The organism is Glutamicibacter sp. Je.9.36 (genome assembly GCF_051129975.1).
Lineage (GTDB): Bacteria > Actinomycetota > Actinomycetes > Actinomycetales > Micrococcaceae > Glutamicibacter.
Genome location: NZ_JBCPSN010000004.1, coordinates 39275 through 56810, shown reverse-complemented (window position 1 = coordinate 56810; position 17536 = coordinate 39275). Strand labels below are relative to the sequence as shown.

14 protein-coding genes and 1 tRNA gene are annotated in these 17536 nt (G+C 62.4%); 10 read left to right on the top strand and 5 right to left on the bottom strand.

Translation table 11 applies throughout. The annotated features are described in order from the left end of the window. The first annotated feature begins 105 nt into the window (after positions 1-105). The 4 genes from AAZQ98_RS11140 to AAZQ98_RS11125 all read left to right on the top strand — a co-directional run bounded on the left by AAZQ98_RS11140 (position 106) and on the right by AAZQ98_RS11125 (position 4465). Positions 106-891 carry a winged helix-turn-helix domain-containing protein gene (locus AAZQ98_RS11140; protein WP_105658819.1) on the top strand — a complete coding sequence of 262 codons (786 nt, stop codon included), beginning with the start codon at positions 106-108 and terminating at the stop codon, positions 889-891. A gap of 69 nt (positions 892-960) precedes the next feature. Next, on the top strand, positions 961-1488 hold the full coding sequence (locus AAZQ98_RS11135) for a SixA phosphatase family protein (protein ID WP_434692250.1): 528 nt from the start codon (positions 961-963) through the stop codon (positions 1486-1488). 227 nt (positions 1489-1715) lie between these two features. Beyond that, on the top strand, positions 1716-2843 hold the full coding sequence (locus AAZQ98_RS11130; protein ID WP_434692248.1) for a DUF1611 domain-containing protein: 1128 nt from the start codon (positions 1716-1718) through the stop codon (positions 2841-2843). Between the two features lie 8 nt (positions 2844-2851). Continuing rightward, complete coding sequence (locus AAZQ98_RS11125; protein ID WP_434692245.1) at positions 2852-4465, top strand: ABC transporter transmembrane domain-containing protein; 1614 nt, start codon at positions 2852-2854, stop codon at positions 4463-4465. On the opposite strand, the gene AAZQ98_RS11120 is transcribed toward AAZQ98_RS11125, so the two are convergent. The 3 genes from AAZQ98_RS11120 to AAZQ98_RS11110 are packed head-to-tail and all read right to left on the bottom strand — an operon-like array spanning position 4462 to position 8186. After that, complete coding sequence (locus AAZQ98_RS11120) at positions 4462-5073, bottom strand: TetR/AcrR family transcriptional regulator (RefSeq protein WP_434692243.1); 612 nt, start codon at positions 5071-5073, stop codon at positions 4462-4464. The two genes, AAZQ98_RS11125 and AAZQ98_RS11120, sit on opposite strands and share 4 nt — an antisense overlap. Further along, entirely contained in the window at positions 5070-7400 is a 2331-nt protein-coding gene (locus AAZQ98_RS11115; protein ID WP_434692240.1) for a YhgE/Pip family protein, read from the bottom strand. Before AAZQ98_RS11115 ends, AAZQ98_RS11120 begins: the two co-directional genes overlap by 4 nt. 3 nt (positions 7401-7403) lie before the next feature. After that, on the bottom strand, positions 7404-8186 hold the full coding sequence (locus AAZQ98_RS11110) for an ABC transporter ATP-binding protein (protein WP_434692237.1): 783 nt from the start codon (positions 8184-8186) through the stop codon (positions 7404-7406). Positions 8187-8407: 221 nt separating this feature from the next. Here AAZQ98_RS11110 and AAZQ98_RS11105 point away from each other — a divergent pair, with 221 nt between their 5' ends. From AAZQ98_RS11105 to AAZQ98_RS11080, 6 genes are all read left to right on the top strand, one after another. Further along, on the top strand, positions 8408-10324 hold the full coding sequence (locus AAZQ98_RS11105) for an ExeM/NucH family extracellular endonuclease (RefSeq protein WP_434692234.1): 1917 nt from the start codon (positions 8408-8410) through the stop codon (positions 10322-10324). Positions 10325-10650: 326 nt separating this feature from the next. Then, positions 10651-11979, top strand: coding sequence for an ABC transporter substrate-binding protein (locus AAZQ98_RS11100; protein WP_434692231.1), 1329 nt, complete (start codon positions 10651-10653; stop codon positions 11977-11979). 96 nt (positions 11980-12075) lie between these two features. Continuing rightward, positions 12076-13239, top strand: a complete 1164-nt coding sequence (locus AAZQ98_RS11095; protein ID WP_105658846.1) for a carbohydrate ABC transporter permease — start codon at positions 12076-12078, stop codon at positions 13237-13239. After that, entirely contained in the window at positions 13232-14119 is an 888-nt protein-coding gene (locus AAZQ98_RS11090) for a carbohydrate ABC transporter permease (RefSeq protein WP_041648380.1), read from the top strand. Before AAZQ98_RS11095 ends, AAZQ98_RS11090 begins: the two co-directional genes overlap by 8 nt. Beyond that, complete coding sequence (locus AAZQ98_RS11085; RefSeq protein WP_434692227.1) at positions 14119-15537, top strand: GH1 family beta-glucosidase; 1419 nt, start codon at positions 14119-14121, stop codon at positions 15535-15537. Before AAZQ98_RS11090 ends, AAZQ98_RS11085 begins: the two co-directional genes overlap by 1 nt. Before the next feature lie 94 nt (positions 15538-15631). After that, positions 15632-16651 carry a LacI family DNA-binding transcriptional regulator gene (locus tag AAZQ98_RS11080; protein ID WP_434692225.1) on the top strand — a complete coding sequence of 340 codons (1020 nt, stop codon included), beginning with the start codon at positions 15632-15634 and terminating at the stop codon, positions 16649-16651. Between the two features lie 76 nt (positions 16652-16727). On the opposite strand, the gene AAZQ98_RS11075 is transcribed toward AAZQ98_RS11080, so the two are convergent. Further along, a tRNA-Arg gene (locus AAZQ98_RS11075) sits at positions 16728-16804 on the bottom strand. A 101-nt stretch (positions 16805-16905) separates the two neighbouring features. Further along, positions 16906-17481: a GNAT family N-acetyltransferase gene (locus AAZQ98_RS11070; RefSeq protein WP_434692223.1), complete on the bottom strand. Its 576-nt coding sequence runs from the start codon at positions 17479-17481 to the stop codon at positions 16906-16908. Positions 17482-17536 lie beyond the last annotated feature (55 nt).

Here is a 17536-nt window from a genome sequence, read left to right as displayed (position 1 = left end):
GGAAACCCAACTGCTGAACGTGGACGAAGGCCGCGAACAGCGCAAGCAAAACCCGAAGCATGAGCGCCAAACCACTTGGCCTTCGCACTAAAAGAGGAAAAGATTATGTCGGCTGGTTCCGGATACGTCCACGTTTCAATTCGCAATGCGCAGAACCGCGCAGCAGCTGCGCAGCGTTCAGCTTCTGGCAGCTATGCACCAGCGGGTTACCGTCCGCTGCGCGCGGTTTCCAATGTTCATGAAACACGTGATGCATCGCATCAGCCGGCTAGCACTCCAGTGCAGTCAACAGGCCAGCCAAGCGCCGACACCTCCGCACGCGGCTTCGTGCTCTATGTGGGCCTGGATGAAACTGCCGCCCAGGCGCAGGGCACCTCGCTGGGCAAGCTGGCCACCCAGGTCCGCGCCTTCCTGGCCACCTTGTCGCCGCAAGCGCAGACCCATGCCGCCGTGGCACTGGCTCCGACCAGCGCCCAGGGTGAGCCCATCGATGTAGTTCGCCAGGCGTTGGGCGATCCGACGATTTCCCGCCGGCCACGCGCTGAAGCCCGTCCATCCACCCCGCGCCCATCTGGCGTGCTGATCGACCTCTCGCGCCGCGAAGTCTACCTGGATGGCGAAACCCTGAACCTGACCTTCAAGGAATTCGAGTTGCTGAACTTCCTCGTGGAAAACGGCACCCGCACCGTAGGCCGCGAAGAGCTGCTGGAAAACCTGTGGCGCAATGCCGAAGAAGTCCCTAACGAACGCACCATCGACGTGCATATCCGTCGCCTGCGTTCCAAGCTGGGACGCCTGGCCAATACCGTGCGCACCGTACGCGGCCAGGGCTACCGCTTCTACGAGCACCCAGAAGTTGTTGTCTGGGCAGCTCCGGAATACTCCATCTAGCATCTGCTGGCAACAGTGGCGGGGCAACCCGGGTCGGGTTGCCCGCCACTGCTGTCTTAAGCTGGAACAATGAACACCATGCATTCCCGCAAGCTCATGCTGATGCGCCACGCCAAAGCCGACTACCCGCTGGGCGTCGCGGATCACGACCGGCCGCTGGCGGCCCGCGGGCACCGCGACGCCCCGGCCGCCGGAGCCTGGCTTGTGGAGAATGGCCTGATACCGGACTACATCATCTGCTCCGACGCGCTGCGTGCGCGCTCCACCTGCGCCTGGGTGCTTTCCGAACTCGGCGAGAAGGGCCCGACCCCCTACGTCGATTCGCGCATCTTCACCGCCGGAGTCTCGCAGCTGTGCTCCATCATCAATGAAGTTCCCGATACGGTCAGCAACCTGCTGGTGATCGGGCACCAGCCGGTGCTCCAGGAATTGGCGCTGCGCTTGGCGGCAATGGACTCGGATGAAGAAGCCGTTTACGAGCTGGCGATGAACTATCCGACCCTGGGAACCACGGTGCTGGAAACCAAGCATCCGTACTCGCACCTGGATGCCCGTGATGCGCGCGTCACGCATTTCACCGCACCGCGGCCCGCATGAGAGAAGTCTCATCAAGTTTTTTCTAATGCACTAGTCAGCCTGTAAATAAGCGGTGATCTCCCTTTATGAGAAGCAGATGATAGGCCTCTCATCGAATTCACCTCGCCGCCTCATGAACCATTCACTTTCAGTTAACCATTGCTCGTTTCACTGGGAATCGTTGGCAGCACGGCCAGCACCGGCAAACCGCAACGGCGGGCCGGAAACACTGAAAGAGGAACAGGCAGATGGCCATCATCGCAGAATCACTTCCAACGCAGACCCCCGCAGCGCGCAATGAAGTGCAGCAGCAGATCGATGCACAGCGCGCCCGCACCATCCGCGCTGCCTACACCACCCGCTTCGTTGCAGCTGAGCTGCAGCGCAATCCGCAGGATTTCGAGATCGTGCGCCGCGCAAACATGGTGCCGCGTGCCGGCGACGTCGTCATCGCGGCTGTGACCGAGCTAGGCAAGCACACGCGCCTGCAGTCCCCGGTTTCCCGCCGCCAGCTGATGTTCGTCGGACAGGAAATCATGGTCGCCTACGGCCACCGCTACGCACCAGACCAGTTCCTGGCCCATGTGCCGGATAACCTGGGTCCATGCCAGCTGGTTGCAGGCGGCGGTGTCGCCAGCGAAGTCATCGAACAGCACGCCTCGATCGATATGGCGACACAGCTGCAGCCCGCAGGCCTGCTGATGCGCCAGGGCAAGGTCGTGAACCTGGCGGACTTCGCTCCACTGGGCATCGAGAACGCATCGCCGCGCGCAGCGCAGGTTGCCGCACCGCGCCCGCCGGTGATCGCAGTGCTGGGCACCTCGATGAACTCCGGCAAGTCCACCACCCTGGGATGCCTGGTCAACGGACTGGTCAACTCCGGCATGGAAGTTGCCGCAGGCAAGGCCACCGGCACGGGTGCCGGCAATGATCCGAACCTGTTCACCGATGCCGGCGCCTTCAGCGTCTGCGACTTCACCGACTTCGGCTTCCCAACCACCTACCGCTTGGATTACGAAACCGTGCGCGACCTGCTGGTGGCGATGATCCGCGAGCAAAGCGCCACCGGCGCAGACGCAGTGGTCATCGAGATCGCCGACGGGCTGTTCCAGGGCGAGACTTCCCGCTTGCTGCGCGACCCGATTTTCGCCGAGCATGTGGACCGCGTGCTGTTCAGCGCCCAGGACGCCTTGGGCGCCCAGGCCGGAGAGCGGATCCTGCGCGAAGCAGGCCTGGATGTTGCCGCGGTTTCCGGGGTGCTCACGGCCTCCCCGCTGGCCGCGATGGAAGCCCAGGCGCAGCTGTCCACCCCGGTCATCGGGACCTTCGACCTGTGCCAGGCAGAGGTTGCCGCCGCCCTGCTGCCAACCCGCTAGGAGCCAAGATGCTGGACCAGAAGATCGCCGTTGAGCAGCCGGCTCAGCCTGGGCGCCTGCCGGCGCTGGTAGCGCCCGGGCGGCGGATGCTGCTGGCCGGATTGCTCAGCCTGGGCATTCTCGCCGGCTTGCTCTCGATTGCCATCGGCTGGCTGATCGGACAGCTTTCGGCCCGCATCAGCTGGGCAGCTCTTGGCGCGGTCCTGGGCTTAGTGGGATGCTTCTTCCTGGCCAAGTACGCTGAACGGGTGCTGGCCGAGAAGCTCGGCCAGCATTATGTGGCCCAGCTGCGCCGCGGGCTGGTCACGCACGCTTTGCGCAGTGCAAGCGGTCCGTCCATGGGCATCACCATCGCCCGTTCCACCAACGACCTGTCCTCGATCCGCAACTGGATTGTGCAGGGCATGGTCCCGCTGGTAGCCGGCTTGCCATTGCTGGTTGTCAGCGGTGCCGGCCTGTGGTTTCTGCATCCGCTCCTGGCCCTGAGCTTGGCCGCAACCTTGGTGCTCGAGGGCGTCCTGCTGGCGGCCTTGGCCGGGGGTACTTTCCTGAGCGCCAGGACCTTGCGCCGGCACCGTGGGAGCCTGGCCTCGCGCATTGCCGATACCGTCGCGGCGCGGACAGCTATTGCGGCCGGCGGCGGCGTGGAACGTGAAGTGCAAAGGGTGCAGGACTCCTCGCAGAAGGTGATCGATGCTTCGGTGCATCGCGCCCGGTTCGCCGCGGCCCTGCGTGGCGGGGCGCTGGCCATTCCGCTGCTGGGTACCGCGCTGGTTGTGGCGGCGGCCTCGATGGCGCAGCTTCCGCCAGCTGCCGTGGCGACCGCCCTGACGCTGATGGGAATTTGCGCAGGAACCCTGGGCGAGTGGGGCCGCGTGGTGGAGTACCGGCAGAATTACAAGGCGGGCCGGCGAATCATCGCGCCGCTGCTGGCCGAGCAGGAACGCTGGCGGGCCCGCGAAGAATCTTCGGCAAGCACCCGCGATGCCAAGGAGCTGATGCTCCAGCCTTCCTCGGTGCGCATCCAGGTGTCCGCAGGGATGGCCGACCAGTTTTCCACCCTGCGGGCACAGCCCGGGGAGCGAATTGCGCTGCGTGGAAGCCAGGGCCAATGCGCGGCGCTGCTTTCGGCCATTGCGACCGGCGCCCTGGTGCACGGCGCCGACCCGCAGGCCGGGGTCTGGATCGCCGAGGGGCGCAGCGAGGATCTGCCTGCTGCCGGGCGCCGCAAGCTCGTGGGCTCCGCATTGGAATCCATGGTTCCCGAGCGCGGAAGCGTCGCCCGTGCGCTGCGGTATCGCCATCCGGGCGCTTCGCTGCGCAAGGCCGTGGCGCTGGCTGAAACCTGCGGTTTGAAGATGGCCGATTTGCCTGGTGGAGCGGAAGCCCGCTTGCGCCGGGGCGGCGAACCGCTTAGTTCCGGGCAGCAAGCATCGTTGCTGGTCGCACGGGCGCTGTTGCGCGAACCGCCCTTGCTGGTGGTCGATTCGCTGCTGACCCGCTTGCCCGATGGAGCCTACGGCGACGTGGCCGAACTGCTCAACGGCTATCCCGGGGTGCTGCTCTTCAGCGCCGGACTGCCTGGCATCAGGGAAACCGCCAGCTGGGAAGCGCAGGCCTAGGAGCCGGCCGCCGGACGGGTAGCGCGAAGCCCATCCACGGTGAGCAGCACGGCGCGCACCGTTTGCCCGCGATCCAGGCCGGTCTGCCCCGAGGCGCGCATCCGGGCGGTAAACAAGGCGGCACCGAAAATGCTGGTGGCTACCGAGAGCTTCTGGTCAGGCTCGAGTACGACCAGGCGTTCGAGCACCTCGATGATCAGCCCGGTCACCTGCGTGTGCAGCGGGGTGCTGGCGAACGCAGTGGCGGTGTCCGCGCTCAGCTGCTCCTGCATCCACAGGTGGGCAAAGGAGGGGTAGCTGGCGACGAAGTCCATGGAGAATTCCAGCATCTGCCTCAGCGCAAGGTAGGGGTCTTCCCCGGAGGCCGCACGTGCCAGTTCGCCCATGAGCTTGTGCGCGCCGTAGCTGAGGATCTGGCTGACCAGCTCGTCTTTGGAGCCGAAATTGTAGTAGACCGTGCCCTTGGAAACGCCGGCCGCGGCCGCGATCTCGTCCACCGAGACGGACTCGGGGGAGCGCGAACCGAGCAGCTGCATGGCCGCTTCGAAGAGCTTCTCCTTCGAATCCGTGGCCCGCACACGGCGGCGTTGGCCGGTTGGCGTTGTCATTCTTTCAGCTCCGGTTGCAGTGTTTTCAAGCTCCAGGTCTTGTTCTTGCGTACCGCAAGCATACTCAAGACTAGTCCAATGGCGGTGTAGAGCAGCAACGAACCGGCAACCGATGGCAGCACTGCCAGATCCGCGCCGTACATCAGGTGGCGCATGCCGATCACCACATTGCTCATGGGCAGGATCCGGTGCAGCAGGTGCAGCGAATCAGGCAAGGTCTCCCAGGGGAAGGTGCCGCCGGAGGTGACCAGCTGCAGGACCATCAGTACCAGCACCACGAACTTTCCCGCGGTGCCCAGCAGCGCGAAGCACCCCTGGATCAGCGCACTGAAGCATAGGGCAGAACCGGCCAGCAAAGCCCAGATCAGCCACGGGTGGGCGGCATGCAGTCCCAGCCCGAATCGCACCACCGCGTAGAGCAGGCTGGTTTGCAGCACTGCGATGGCGGCGAAGGGCAACCAGCCGCCGATGGAAATTTTCCAGTTGCTGCCGTTGGAAGCCAGCGCGCGCTTGGTCATCGGGCGCATCACCTGGGTCAGGATCAGCACGCCGATAAAGGTCGCCAGGGTCATGAAGAAGGGGGCAAGGCCTTCGCCATAAGCCTGCGCCTCGGCCTGCTTGCTATTGGAGACAGCTACCGGATTGCCCATGACTTCGGCCAGTTGCCCGCTGGTGGACTCATCGGGGTTCGGCACCTTCCCGGTGCCGTCCTCCAGGCCGGCGGCCAATTCATCCGAGCCGTCTTGCAGTTCTTCGGTGCCGTCCGAGAGCTCGCCGACTCCATCGGAGAGCTGCACCAGTCCGTTGTGCAGGGCTCCGGTGCCGGCGAGCAGCGTGCCGGCACCCTGATCCAGTTGGCTTGCGCCGTCAGCCGCGTCGGTGGCGCCATTCAATGCGGACTGCTGGCCCTCGGCCAGGGTCTTTGCCCCGGTGTGGGCTTCGGCGGCGCCGGAGGCGAGCTTCGCCGAGCCTTGGGCTGCCGAGCCGATGCCTTTCGCGAGTGCAGGCATGGCGTCATCCAACGCCTTGGTGCCATCCGCGAGGGTGCCCAGGCCGGTGGCCAGCTGCTGGTTTCCTTCGGCTACCTGCGCCGATCCGTCGGCGAGGGTGTGCAGCTGCGTTTGCAGGGTAGATAACTCGCTATTGACCTGGGTGACTTTGGTATCCAAGGCATCGCCGAGCGTAGAATTCTGCACGCTTTGGCTGACCGTGCTCTGGATGGAATCAGCCTGGTCCTGGGTGAGCACGCCACTGCTGACCAACTCGTCCAGACGCTGCTGCGTATCTTCCTTGACGCTATCCAGCTGCGTTTTCGTGTTGGCCTGCAGCTGGTCGATTACCGCGATGGCCTCATCTGCTGTGCTGGCCAGCTGCTGGTTGCCGTCTGCGACCTGCTGTGAACCGGCAGCAAGCTGGTCGGCGGCTTCTTTCGCGCTGGCGGCGCCTTGATCCAGCTTCGAGACGGAACCGGGCAGCGCTTTGGTCTGCGTCTTCAAGGTGTGCAGACCGTCGCTCAGCTCTTTGCTGCCGTCGGCCAGCTGCGCGGTGCCTTCGGCCAGTTCGGCGCTGCCGTCGCGCAGCCGGGTTTGGCCGTCGACCAGTTGGCCCAACCCTCCCGACAGGTCGGCGGTGCCATTCTTCAAGGTCTTGGTGCCCGAGTTCAGCTCGGTGCTGCCATCGACGAGCTTGGTGGTGCCATCGGCCAAGGTGACCACGCCATCGCCCAGTCGCAGGGTGCCATCGTAGAGCTTCCCGGCGCCGTCTGCGGCTTCGCCCATCGAATCGTGGATGTCCACGAATCCGGCGATCATCGCCGAAGCCGTTTCGGTTCCCACTTCCTGGGCGACCGAGGTGCGCACCGTGGTAGCCAGCGTTTTGGCGAAGTTGGACACCATGAAGTTATTGGCATCGTTGGTCAGCAGCTCGATATTGGCCTGTTCGGCATCATCGAAATCGCCCGGCGAGACCAGGGCCGAGGAAAAGTCCTCAGGCAGGATCAGCGCAAAGGCGTACTGGCCGGTGGCCACGGCCTGCTCGGCTTCCGCCTTGGAATCCACGTGCGCCCAGCTGAAGGTGCCGTCGTCTTCCAATTCCTCGACGACGTCGTCGCCGACTCGGGTTTCCTCGCCGTCCTGTTCGGCGCCTTCATCCAGATTGACCACGGCGGCCGTGACCTTGTCGAGGTTTCCCTGGGGGTCCCAGTTGGCGTAGAGGTAGAGCGCGCCATAGAGCAGCGGAACGCAGGTGACCGCGATGAGCGCCAGTTTGGGCAAGGTGCCGCGGCTCATCCGCTTGAGCTCGGAGAGGGCAAGTCGCAAAGTTGTCATGGGCTATTCCTTTGCTTCGCACTGAACAGCGTCAGCAAGTTCGTCGGCTGGGAGGAAGAAGTCGTGGTTGTCCGAGATGCCCTCGGCCATGGCCAGGTGATCCAGGCCCAGATCGAGTTCGCCTTGGATGAACCCGGTGGATGGATCGGGCAGCGGGAGCACTGCTGGTTCCGGGGCGGTGGCCTGCCCAGTTTGCTGCTGCCAGCACTGGGGCAGCCGGCTGACGATAGCCAGGACCGCGAATTCCCGATGCGAGGAAGCGAAGTTCTCCAGGGTCTCGAGCCAATGCTCGTCTTCCAGATCGTGCCGGTCCGGTGAATCGACGATGAGCAATTCCAGACGGGGATTTTCGGCAGCCAGCAGGAGCTGGAGCTCGAAGAGGCGGCCCGGATCGATGGCATCGCTCCAGCAGCTGGCGATATCGTCGAATCCATGCTGTGCCATCCACTTCCTGGCGCCGGGCTTGCGCCAGCTTGGCCCCGGGATCAGTCCCAGATCTTCTGCGACAAGATCGCAAACCTTCAAGTGGGATTCGGGTTCATTGATCCCCGGCGAATCGACCAGAGCGCTGTGCTTGCGCAGGGTTCGCAGCTTCGGGTCCGCGTTCCACACCACCGTCCCGGAGCTGGGTGCCATGCGTCCGCTCAGTACAAGGGCCAGCGCGGTCCGGGAAATCTGCGGCTCGGATACCAGCAGCTGCAGTTCACCTCTTTGCAGTTGCACGGAGGTGGGCCCCACGAGCTGGTCGTGGCGCCCCTTGACGGTAATGGAATCTGCGGTAAGCACAGTTAAAGACTAATTGAACTGACCGGTCAGTTCAATTAGTGAAAAGATTCCTTTAATCACTACTGGACGTAAAGCGTTTGATGACCTTTGATGGTTGTTGGGTACGTCACGAAAAAGCGGGGCAGAGTTCAGGTGCAGTTAATCGGGCTTTGCTTACCTTGGAACCAGGCCCATGCACGCGGCAGGGCCGCCGCTGCTTGAATATCTACCTAGGGAAAAACATGATCAATAGACGTCCCACTCGCATCGCTGCCGCGGTGCTGGGAACCGCGCTTGCGGTTTCGAGCTTCTCGGCGGCGCACGCCGATACTGCCGAAATCACCCCCATCGAGCAGATCCAGGGGACCGGCGACAGCTCACCCATGGCTGGCCAGGACGCAACTGTGCGCGGTGTTGTCACCGGAGCCTATGCCGACGGCGGATTCCGCGGCTTCTATCTGCAGAGCGCTGGCAGCGGCGTAGATGCCTCGGGCCAGGCGAGCTCGGCGATCTTCGTGTACGCGCCGGATGAGGTTTCCTCGGTGAGCGTCGGCGACCATGTCCAGGTTTCTGGCGAAGTGTCCGAATACTATGGCTTGACCCAGCTCAAGGCCGGCAGCGTCGAGGTGCTCGATGAACCGGCGCAGGGCGTCAAGCCGCTGGCGATTTCGCTGCCGAGCAGCGATGCCGAGCGCGAGCGCTTTGAATCCATGCTGATCGAACCGCAGGGCGAGTTCACCGTCTCGGATAATTACTCGCTGAACCAGTACGGCGAGCTGAGCCTGGCCATGGGCACCAGCGAGATCCTGCCCGGCGAACGGCTGCTGCGCCAGCCAACCGATGTCTTCAAGCCGGGCAGTGCCCAGGCCAAGGCTCTCGCGGCGGAAAACGAGCAGCGCTTGATCGTGGTCGATGACGGGGCCACGCTGAACTTCTCCACCAGCAAGAACAAGCAGATCGCCCTGCCGTACATCGACGCGCAGCAGCGCGTCACCGTGGGCGCTGACGCATCCTTCATCGCACCGGTCATCTTGGACTACCGCTACGATATGTGGCGTTTGCAGCCGCAGGGCCAGGTGGTCGGCGCCGATGATGCCGATATCGCCGTGAACTTTGAGCAGGTCGACAGCGATGCTCCGCAAGAGGTGGGCGGCAATGTCAGCGTTGGCAGCTTCAACGTGCTGAACTACTTCACCACTACCGGCGACATGCTCGATGGGTGCTCGTACTACACCGACCGCGAGGGCAATCCGATCAATGTCCGCGGTGGTTGCGATGCGCGCGGCGCGGCGACCGCTGAAAGCTTTGAGCGCCAGCAGTCCAAGATCGTTGCCGCACTGGGCAAGTTCACCGCAGACGTGGTGGTCCTGGAAGAAATCGAGAACTCGGCACGCTTCGGACAGAACCGCGATGCCGCCCTGGCTCACTTGGTCAACGAGTTGAACCAGGAAGCTGGCCAGAAGGTTTGGAGCTATGTCCCGACCCCATCGGTTGTGCCCGCTGACGAAGATGTTATCCGCACCGCGATCATCTACCGCGACAAGGCCGTGAAGCCCATCGACGAGTCGGTCATCCTCGACGATCCAGCATTCGTGAACGCCCGGGATCCATTGGCCCAGGCCTTCCAGCGTGTCGGCGGAAACCAGAACACCCGCTTCCTGGTCGTTGCCAACCACTTCAAGTCCAAGGGCTCGGATCCTGCTGATGGATCGGGCAATGCCGACAGCGGCGATGGCCAGGGCGCTTGGAACGAAGCCCGTGTCGGCCAAGCGGAAGCGCTGGTTGGCTTCGCGGATGAGCTGAAGAAATCGCGCAATACCGACCAGGTGCTGCTGGCGGGGGACTTCAACTCCTATTCGGCTGAAGATCCGATGCAGGTTCTGGTTGAAGCCGGGTACGTGGACCTGGGCGCCGCAGCCGATTCCCAGAGCTACCTCTACGACGGCTTGGTAGGCTCGCTGGACCACATCTTCGCCTCGGAGAAGCTGGCGGGCAAGGTGACTGGAGAAGACATCTGGAACATCAACGCCCTTGAATCCGTGGGCTACGAATACAGCCGCTACAACAACAACATCACTAACCTGTTCGCGGCTGACCAGTACCGTTCCTCGGATCATGATCCGGTGCTCGTCGGACTGCAGCTGGATAAGAAAAACTGACTTTCCCGCTTGCGCGGTGGCCAGGCGCTCTTCTTCCCTGAAGAGCGCCTGGCCACCTTCTTTTAACCCGCTTCGGGGAACCCAAAGGGGCGCTGGCTGCGGGGTGGAGAATTCTTTGGGAAAAAGGCTTGACAGAAAACTTCCATCGTGGAGAATTGTTGGAGAAGATTTGTGAGAGCGCTCACAAAATGTTTGGCAGAGTCGCTTTCATCGTTTCAGGCATCCAGGAAATCGCAGGAATTTTCTTTTTTGCCGTATTTTGAGAGCGCTCTCAAACTTGTTGGCGCTCGCCCGCTCGCACGATTCATATCCGAAATGGAGTCACCGTGAAACCCTCACGCAAATCCCCACTGGCACTGGCCGCGGCCGTTGCCGGAAGCATCGCCCTGGTAGCAACCGGCTGCGCAGCCGACGCAAGCAAGGATGCCCAGCCGGCCTCGGCTGATAACCCGGTCACGCTGACCGTGACGACCTTCGGCACCCAGGGACTGGACCCGCTGTACGAGAAGTACGAGAAGGAAAACCCTGGAATCACCATCGAAGCCACCAACATCGATACCGGTGGCAACGCGTTGACCGACTGGAAGACCAAGCAGGCTGCGGGTGCCGGCCTGCCAGATGTCCAAGCAGTGGAAGAAGGCTGGCTGGGCCAGGTGATGTCGGTTGCAGATTCCTTCACCGATCTGCGCGAGTTCGGAGCCAATGAGGTAGCAGGGGATTGGGTTGACTGGAAGGTCAAGCAGGCCACCGATCCAGAAGGCCGCGTCATTGGCTACGGTACGGACATTGGCCCGATGGGCATCTGCTTCAATGCCAAGCTGTTCAAGGACGCTGGCATGCCCAGCGAGCGCGAAGACGTTGCCGAGCTGCTCGGTGGCGACGACGCAACCTGGGAAGACTTCTTCAAGGCAGGCAACGAGTATGTGGAGAAGACCGGCAAGGCCTTCTACGACCAGTCCGGTTTCGTCTGGAATTCCATGGTCAATCAGCTCGACGAGGGCTACTACAAGGCTGACGGATCACTGAATATCGAGGGCAACGCCGAACTGCGCGAGCGCTGGGACCTGCTCTCCGATGCTGCGTCCAAGGGGCTGTCGGCCAACCAGACCCAGTGGGACTGGGGCAAGGGCCAGGCCTTCGTTGACGGTTCCTTCGCCGTCATGCCTTGCCCGGGCTGGATGCTTGGCACGGTCAAGGGCCAGGTTGAGGGTGCCGGCGGAGACTCCAGCGCAGGCTGGGACTTCGCAGATGTCTTCCCGGGCGGCGCGGCCAACTGGGGCGGCTCGTTCCTGACCGTGCCGACCACTTCCGAGCACCCGGCCGAGGCTGCGAAGCTCGCCCAGTACCTGACCAGCGCATCGTCGCAGGCGACCTCATTCGAGGAAGCCGGCACGTTCCCTTCGAACCTGGAAGCGCAGAAGTCCGATGCAGTGACCGGCACGAATGAGATGAGCGAATTCTTCAATAACGCACCGGTGGGCGAAATCCTGGGCAACCGCGCCAACGGCGTCCAGGCCCAGTACAAGGGCCCGCAGGATTCGGTGATCCAGGAGCAGGTCTTCGGCCCGGCTATCAAGGCGATCGATGCTGGCAGCGACAGCGAGACCGCCTGGAACAAGGCCCTCTCCACCCTGCAGGAACTGGAAATCAAGTAATCCCGTAGCCCGCTTCGAATCCAGGCAGGGGCCGCGGCACGCAACGAGGTTGCGGCCCATGCCTGGACAGCTACTGCAGCAGGAAAGATGCCACTGATGAGCACCACAACACACGATGCCCCGGAACAAGACCGGGACGCCAGCGCGCCCAGTCCGCAGCCCCAGCGTTGGAACAAGGGGAACAATGCTCCGGCCGGGGCTAAGCCGGCCGAGACCAGGGACGAGCGCAAGACGCGCCGCCGGCACCTTCGCGGGCGGTGGGATTTCAAGTACTCCCCATATCTCTACATCTCGCCTTTCTTCATCCTCTTCGGCCTGGTGGGCCTGTTCCCCCTGATCTACACGTTCGTCGTCTCGATCAATGACTGGGATCTGCTCGGCGGAGCAGGAGCCTGGATCGGCCTGGAAAACTACAAAGCCGAACTGACCTCTCCGCTGTTCTGGAATTCCCTGTTCAACACCTTCAGCATCTTCCTGCTTTCGGCCATCCCGCAATTGGTGATCGCGACGTTCATCGCGGCCATGCTGGACCAGAACATCCGCGCCAAGACCTTCTGGCGCATGAGCGTGCTGGTTCCCTACGTGGTCACGCCGGTGGCCGTCACGCTGATTTTCTCCTCGGCATTCGACGAGCAGTATGGCGTGCTGAACAACCTGCTGGCCGCCGTGAATATCGACCCGATCGCGTGGAAGACCGAGGTCTTCCCGTCGCATATGGCTATTGCGACCATGGTGAACTGGCGCTGGACCGGCTACAACGCGCTGATCCTGCTGGCAGCCATGCAGGCGGTGCCACGCGAACTGCATGAATCGGCGGCCATCGACGGCGCCGGCGTGATCCGCCGCTTCTTCTCGATTACCTTGCCCAGCATCCGCCCCACGATGATCTTCGTGATCATCACTGCCACCATCGGCGGCCTGCAGATCTTCACCGAACCCAAGCTGTTCAACCCCAGCAGCTCGGTTCCCGGCGGCCCGGACCGCCAGTACCAGACCACGGTGCTCTACCTCTGGGACCTGGCCTTCAATCGCGGGGACTTCGGACGCGCCTCGGCCGTGGCCTGGATCCTCTTCCTGATCATCATCGTGATCGGCGTGATCAATTTCCTGATCTCCGGATCCATCGCTTCTTCGGCCGACAAGAAGGGCGCCGGCAGCACTGGCAGAACCCGAGCGGCACGTCGGGCAGCTGCCCGAGCCGAAGCCAAAGCAGCAAAGCCGGCCAACGGAACGCAGAGCGGAAGTGCAGCAAATGAGTAATGCAACAGTGGAACGCCCCGCGCGCCAGGTCCGTGCGCCCCAGCGCCGCGGCAAGAACTTCTCCATGGACCGCCGTCCTGGCTTCCTCACCTACGGAATCCTGCTGGCCTTCCTCATTGGCAGCACCTACCCGCTGTGGTACTCGTTCGTCATCGGTTCCTCCACCGGTGCGGTGTTCGCCTCGGCGTACCCGCCGCTGCTGCCAGGCGGCCAGTTCTGGACCAATGTCGCCGAGGTCCTGGACTCCGTCGATTTCTGGGCGGCCCTGGGCAACAGCATCATCGTCTCCTCGGTGATCACCTTCTCGGTGGTTTCCTTCTCAACCCTGGCAGGCTACGCGTTCGCCAAATTGCGCTTCCGCGGACGCCAGGGGCTGCTGGTCTTCGTGATCGCGACCTTGGCCGTGCCCACCCAGCTGGGCATCATCCCGATGTTCATGATGATGAAGCAATTCGGCTGGACCGGCTCGCTGGGAGCCATCATCATCCCGACCCTGGTCACTGCCTTCGGCGTATTCTTCATGCGCCAGTACCTGGTGGAGAACATCCCCGATGAACTGATCGAGGCCGCCCGCGTGGATGGAGCCTCCATGATCGGCACCTTCTGGCATGTCGGGGTTCCAGCGGCTCGCCCGGCAATGGCGATCCTGTCGCTGTTCACCTTCATGACCGCCTGGACCGACTACCTGTGGCCCATGCTGGTGGCACCGCAGAACCCAACCTTGCAGGTGGCGTTGAGCCAACTGCAGTCTGCCCGATACGTTGACTACACCATCGTGATGACCGGGGCCCTGCTGGCCACGATCCCGCTGCTGGTGCTCTTCATACTTGCAGGCAAACAACTTGTATCCGGAATTATGGCAGGAGCTGTAAAGGGCTAATGATGAACCACCTATCCCAAAAATTCGCGTGGCCTAAGGAATTCTTGTGGGGCTCGGCTACGGCAGCAGCCCAGATTGAAGGCGCTGGCCATTCCTACGGCAAGGAAGATTCGGTCTGGGACGCCTTCGCCCGCAAGCAAGGGGCCATCGCAGGAGGTGAGAACCTCGAAGTCGCAGTGGACCACTACCACCGCTACCGCGAAGATGTGCAGCTCATGCGCGAACTGGGCCTGGACTCCTACCGGTTCTCTACCAGCTGGGCTCGCGTGGTCCCCGGGGGCCGCAGCGTTAACCCGGAAGGCCTGGATTTCTACTCCCGGCTGGTCGACGAGCTGCTGGAGAATGGCATCCTGCCGTGGCTGACGCTCTACCACTGGGATCTGCCGCAGGCATTGGAAGAGCGCGGTGGCTGGACCAACCGCGAGACCTCCTACAAATTCCTCGAATACGCGGAGGCTGTGCATGAAAAGCTCGGCGACCGCGTGAAGCACTGGACGACGTTCAACGAACCGCTGTGCTCTTCGCTGATTGGCTACGCCGCCGGCGAGCATGCCCCGGGACGACAGGAACCGGAAGCGGCGCTGGCAGCGGTGCACCACCAGCATCTGGCCCACGGGTTGGCCACCGCCCGGCTGCGCGAACTGGGCGCGGAGCATATCGGCATCACGCTGAACCTGACCAATGCGGTCCCGAATAATCCCGGCGATCCGGTGGATCTGGAAGCAGCGCGCCGCGTCGACGCATTGTGGAACCGCATGTACCTGGACCCTGTCCTGCGCGGTTCCTACCCCGAAGACCTGCTTGAAGACGTCCGGGGTTTGGGGCTGGCTGAAGTCATTGAAGCAGGGGACCTGGAGATCATCTCGCAGCCAATCGACTTCTTGGGCGTGAACCATTACCACGATGACAACGTTTCAGGCCATCCGCTGCCCGCCGGCCAGCCGCAGCCCGTGGTGCCTACCGATTCGCCGAAGTCTTCGCCTTTTGTCGGCAGCGAGTATGTGACCTTCCCGGCACGCGACCTGCCGCGCACGGCCATGGGCTGGGAAGTGAATCCTGAAGGGCTGCGCGTGCTGTTGAACCGGTTGAACCGGGACTACGCTAACCTTCCGTCGCTGTACATCACGGAGAACGGCGCTTCCTACACCGATACGGTGACGGAGGCCGGAACCGTTGAAGATCCCGAACGCGAGGAATACATCCTCAACCACCTTGATGCTGTGGCCCGCGCGATAGAAGACGGCGTGGATGTCCGCGGCTACTTTGTCTGGTCTTTGCTGGACAATTTCGAATGGGCGTGGGGCTACGCGAAGCGCTTTGGCATTATCCACGTCGATTACCAGACCCAGGTGCGAACGATTAAGAATAGTGGCAAGGCCTACGCAGGGTTGATTGCCGCAAACCGTACAATGGCATAACACCTTAGCATGATGGTCCGCAGCCTGCCGATGGTGCTGCGGACCATCATCGTGTTTCACCGACGGACTACTGCAAGGCACCTGGATAAAGATCATGATCATGCACGAAGCGCGGAGCCCGAAACCGACCCTCGAGTTGGTGGCAGAACGCGCAGGTGTCTCGCGGGCCACGGTCTCCCGTGTAGTGAATGGCTCGGATCGGGTGAAGCCAGGGGCTCGCAAGGCTGTTGAATTGGCGATCCGCGAATTGAACTACGTGCCTAACCGTGCCGCCCGTTCCCTGGCGCAGGGCCGGACCAATTCCATCGCCTTGGTGGTTCCCGAGAACACCGCGAAGTTCTTCGCAGACCCGTACTTCGCCAAGGTCGTCCAGGGCGCTGCCCAGTACCTGGCCGATACCGAATTCATGCTCACCTTGCTGCTGTCCACCGAAGCGGATCCGGTGAAAACCACCCGTTACCTGCAAGGCAGCAATGTGGATGGCGCGCTGGTGCTTTCGCACCACGCGGATGACCGTTCCTACGCGGATCTCGGAACTGTGTTGCCCATGGTTTATGGCGGACGCACCATGAGCACCGATCAAAAGGACATCTATGTTGTCGATATCGACAACATCGCCGCCGCCAGGCAAGCGACTGAGGTCATCATTGGCCAAGGGCGCACCAAGCTGGCAATTATTGCCGGGCCACAGGACATGGGCGCGGGACTGGACCGTTTGGTGGGATTCAAGCAGGCAGTTGAACGCGCGGGCCTGGAGCCTGCGGCTATTGAGATCGGCGACTTCACCCCGGCTAGCGGACGGCGCATCATGCAGCAGCTGCTGGACGCGGATGTTGCGGTAGACGGCCTGTTTGCCGCCAGTGCCCAGATGGGCTTCGGAGCTTTGCAAGCCCTAGGGGAAGCCGGTGTGAAAGTGCCGGAGGACATTTCGGTAACGTCCGTTGATGATGACTCTTTCGCGCGAAGCTCGACACCGCCGTTGACGACCATTGCGCAGAACCCGGAGCGCCAGGGCGAAATCATGGCGGAACTGTTGATCAAACGCATCAACGGAGAACAGGTACCCGAGTGGAGCATCATGGACACGAAATTGGTGTTGCGCGCTTCGCACTAGTTTGTTGCGGCACTGTTGCCGTTCCCCGCCGGGATTTAACAAAAAAATTCCCACTCGATCGAGTGGGAATTTTCATTGGTGCGCCCAAAGGGATTCGAACCCCTGACCTTCTGTTCCGTAGACAGACGCTCTATCCAGCTGAGCTATGGGCGCATATTCATTTATTAGCCGTCTTGACGACTTGAATAACTTTACACGAGATTTCCGGGGAGCAAGAACCAAAACAGCAAAAAGTGCCGTGATTCACAAAATAACTAGTCGACTACGGAATCACTGGGATTGGAAGCCGATTGATCGTGCAAGATCGCTTGGTAGAGATTGTGGTCCTGCCAGCGTCCTTCGATCTCCAAATAGTTGGGTGCCATGCCAATTCGGACGAAGCCGTTCTTTTCAAGAACGCGCTGCGAGCCGTAATTGTGGGGGAGCGTGCTGGCTTCCAGCCGGTGCAAGCCCAGATCGTTGAGCGCCACCGTGCGCAAGGTGGCCACGGCTCGGGAAGCCAAGCCCCGCCCGGTGTATTCATGATCGATCCAGTAGCCCAGGCTGGCGCTTTGGAATGCGCCACGGGCCACTCCGCTGATATTAAAGCGTCCGATGAGCGCATCCCGTTCGAAGAGCCCGAAGGGAAAGGCCAATCCGCTTCGGCGAGCTTCTGAGGCGGCTGCGAGGTGTGCCGCTTGCCGCGTCTCGGTGAAGAATTCTGCGGGGCGAGCCGGCTCCCAGGGCTCCAGGTGCTGTCGATTGCGCTGGTAGGACTCGGCGACTTGCTTCGCGTCGGCGACTTCCAGCAGGCGCAGGCTGAGCTGGCCGCCTAGAGCAAGCTGTGTCATCGGGCAATCCTTTGGGGGAAACAAAAAATTCCCACTCGAGCGAGTGGGAATTTTT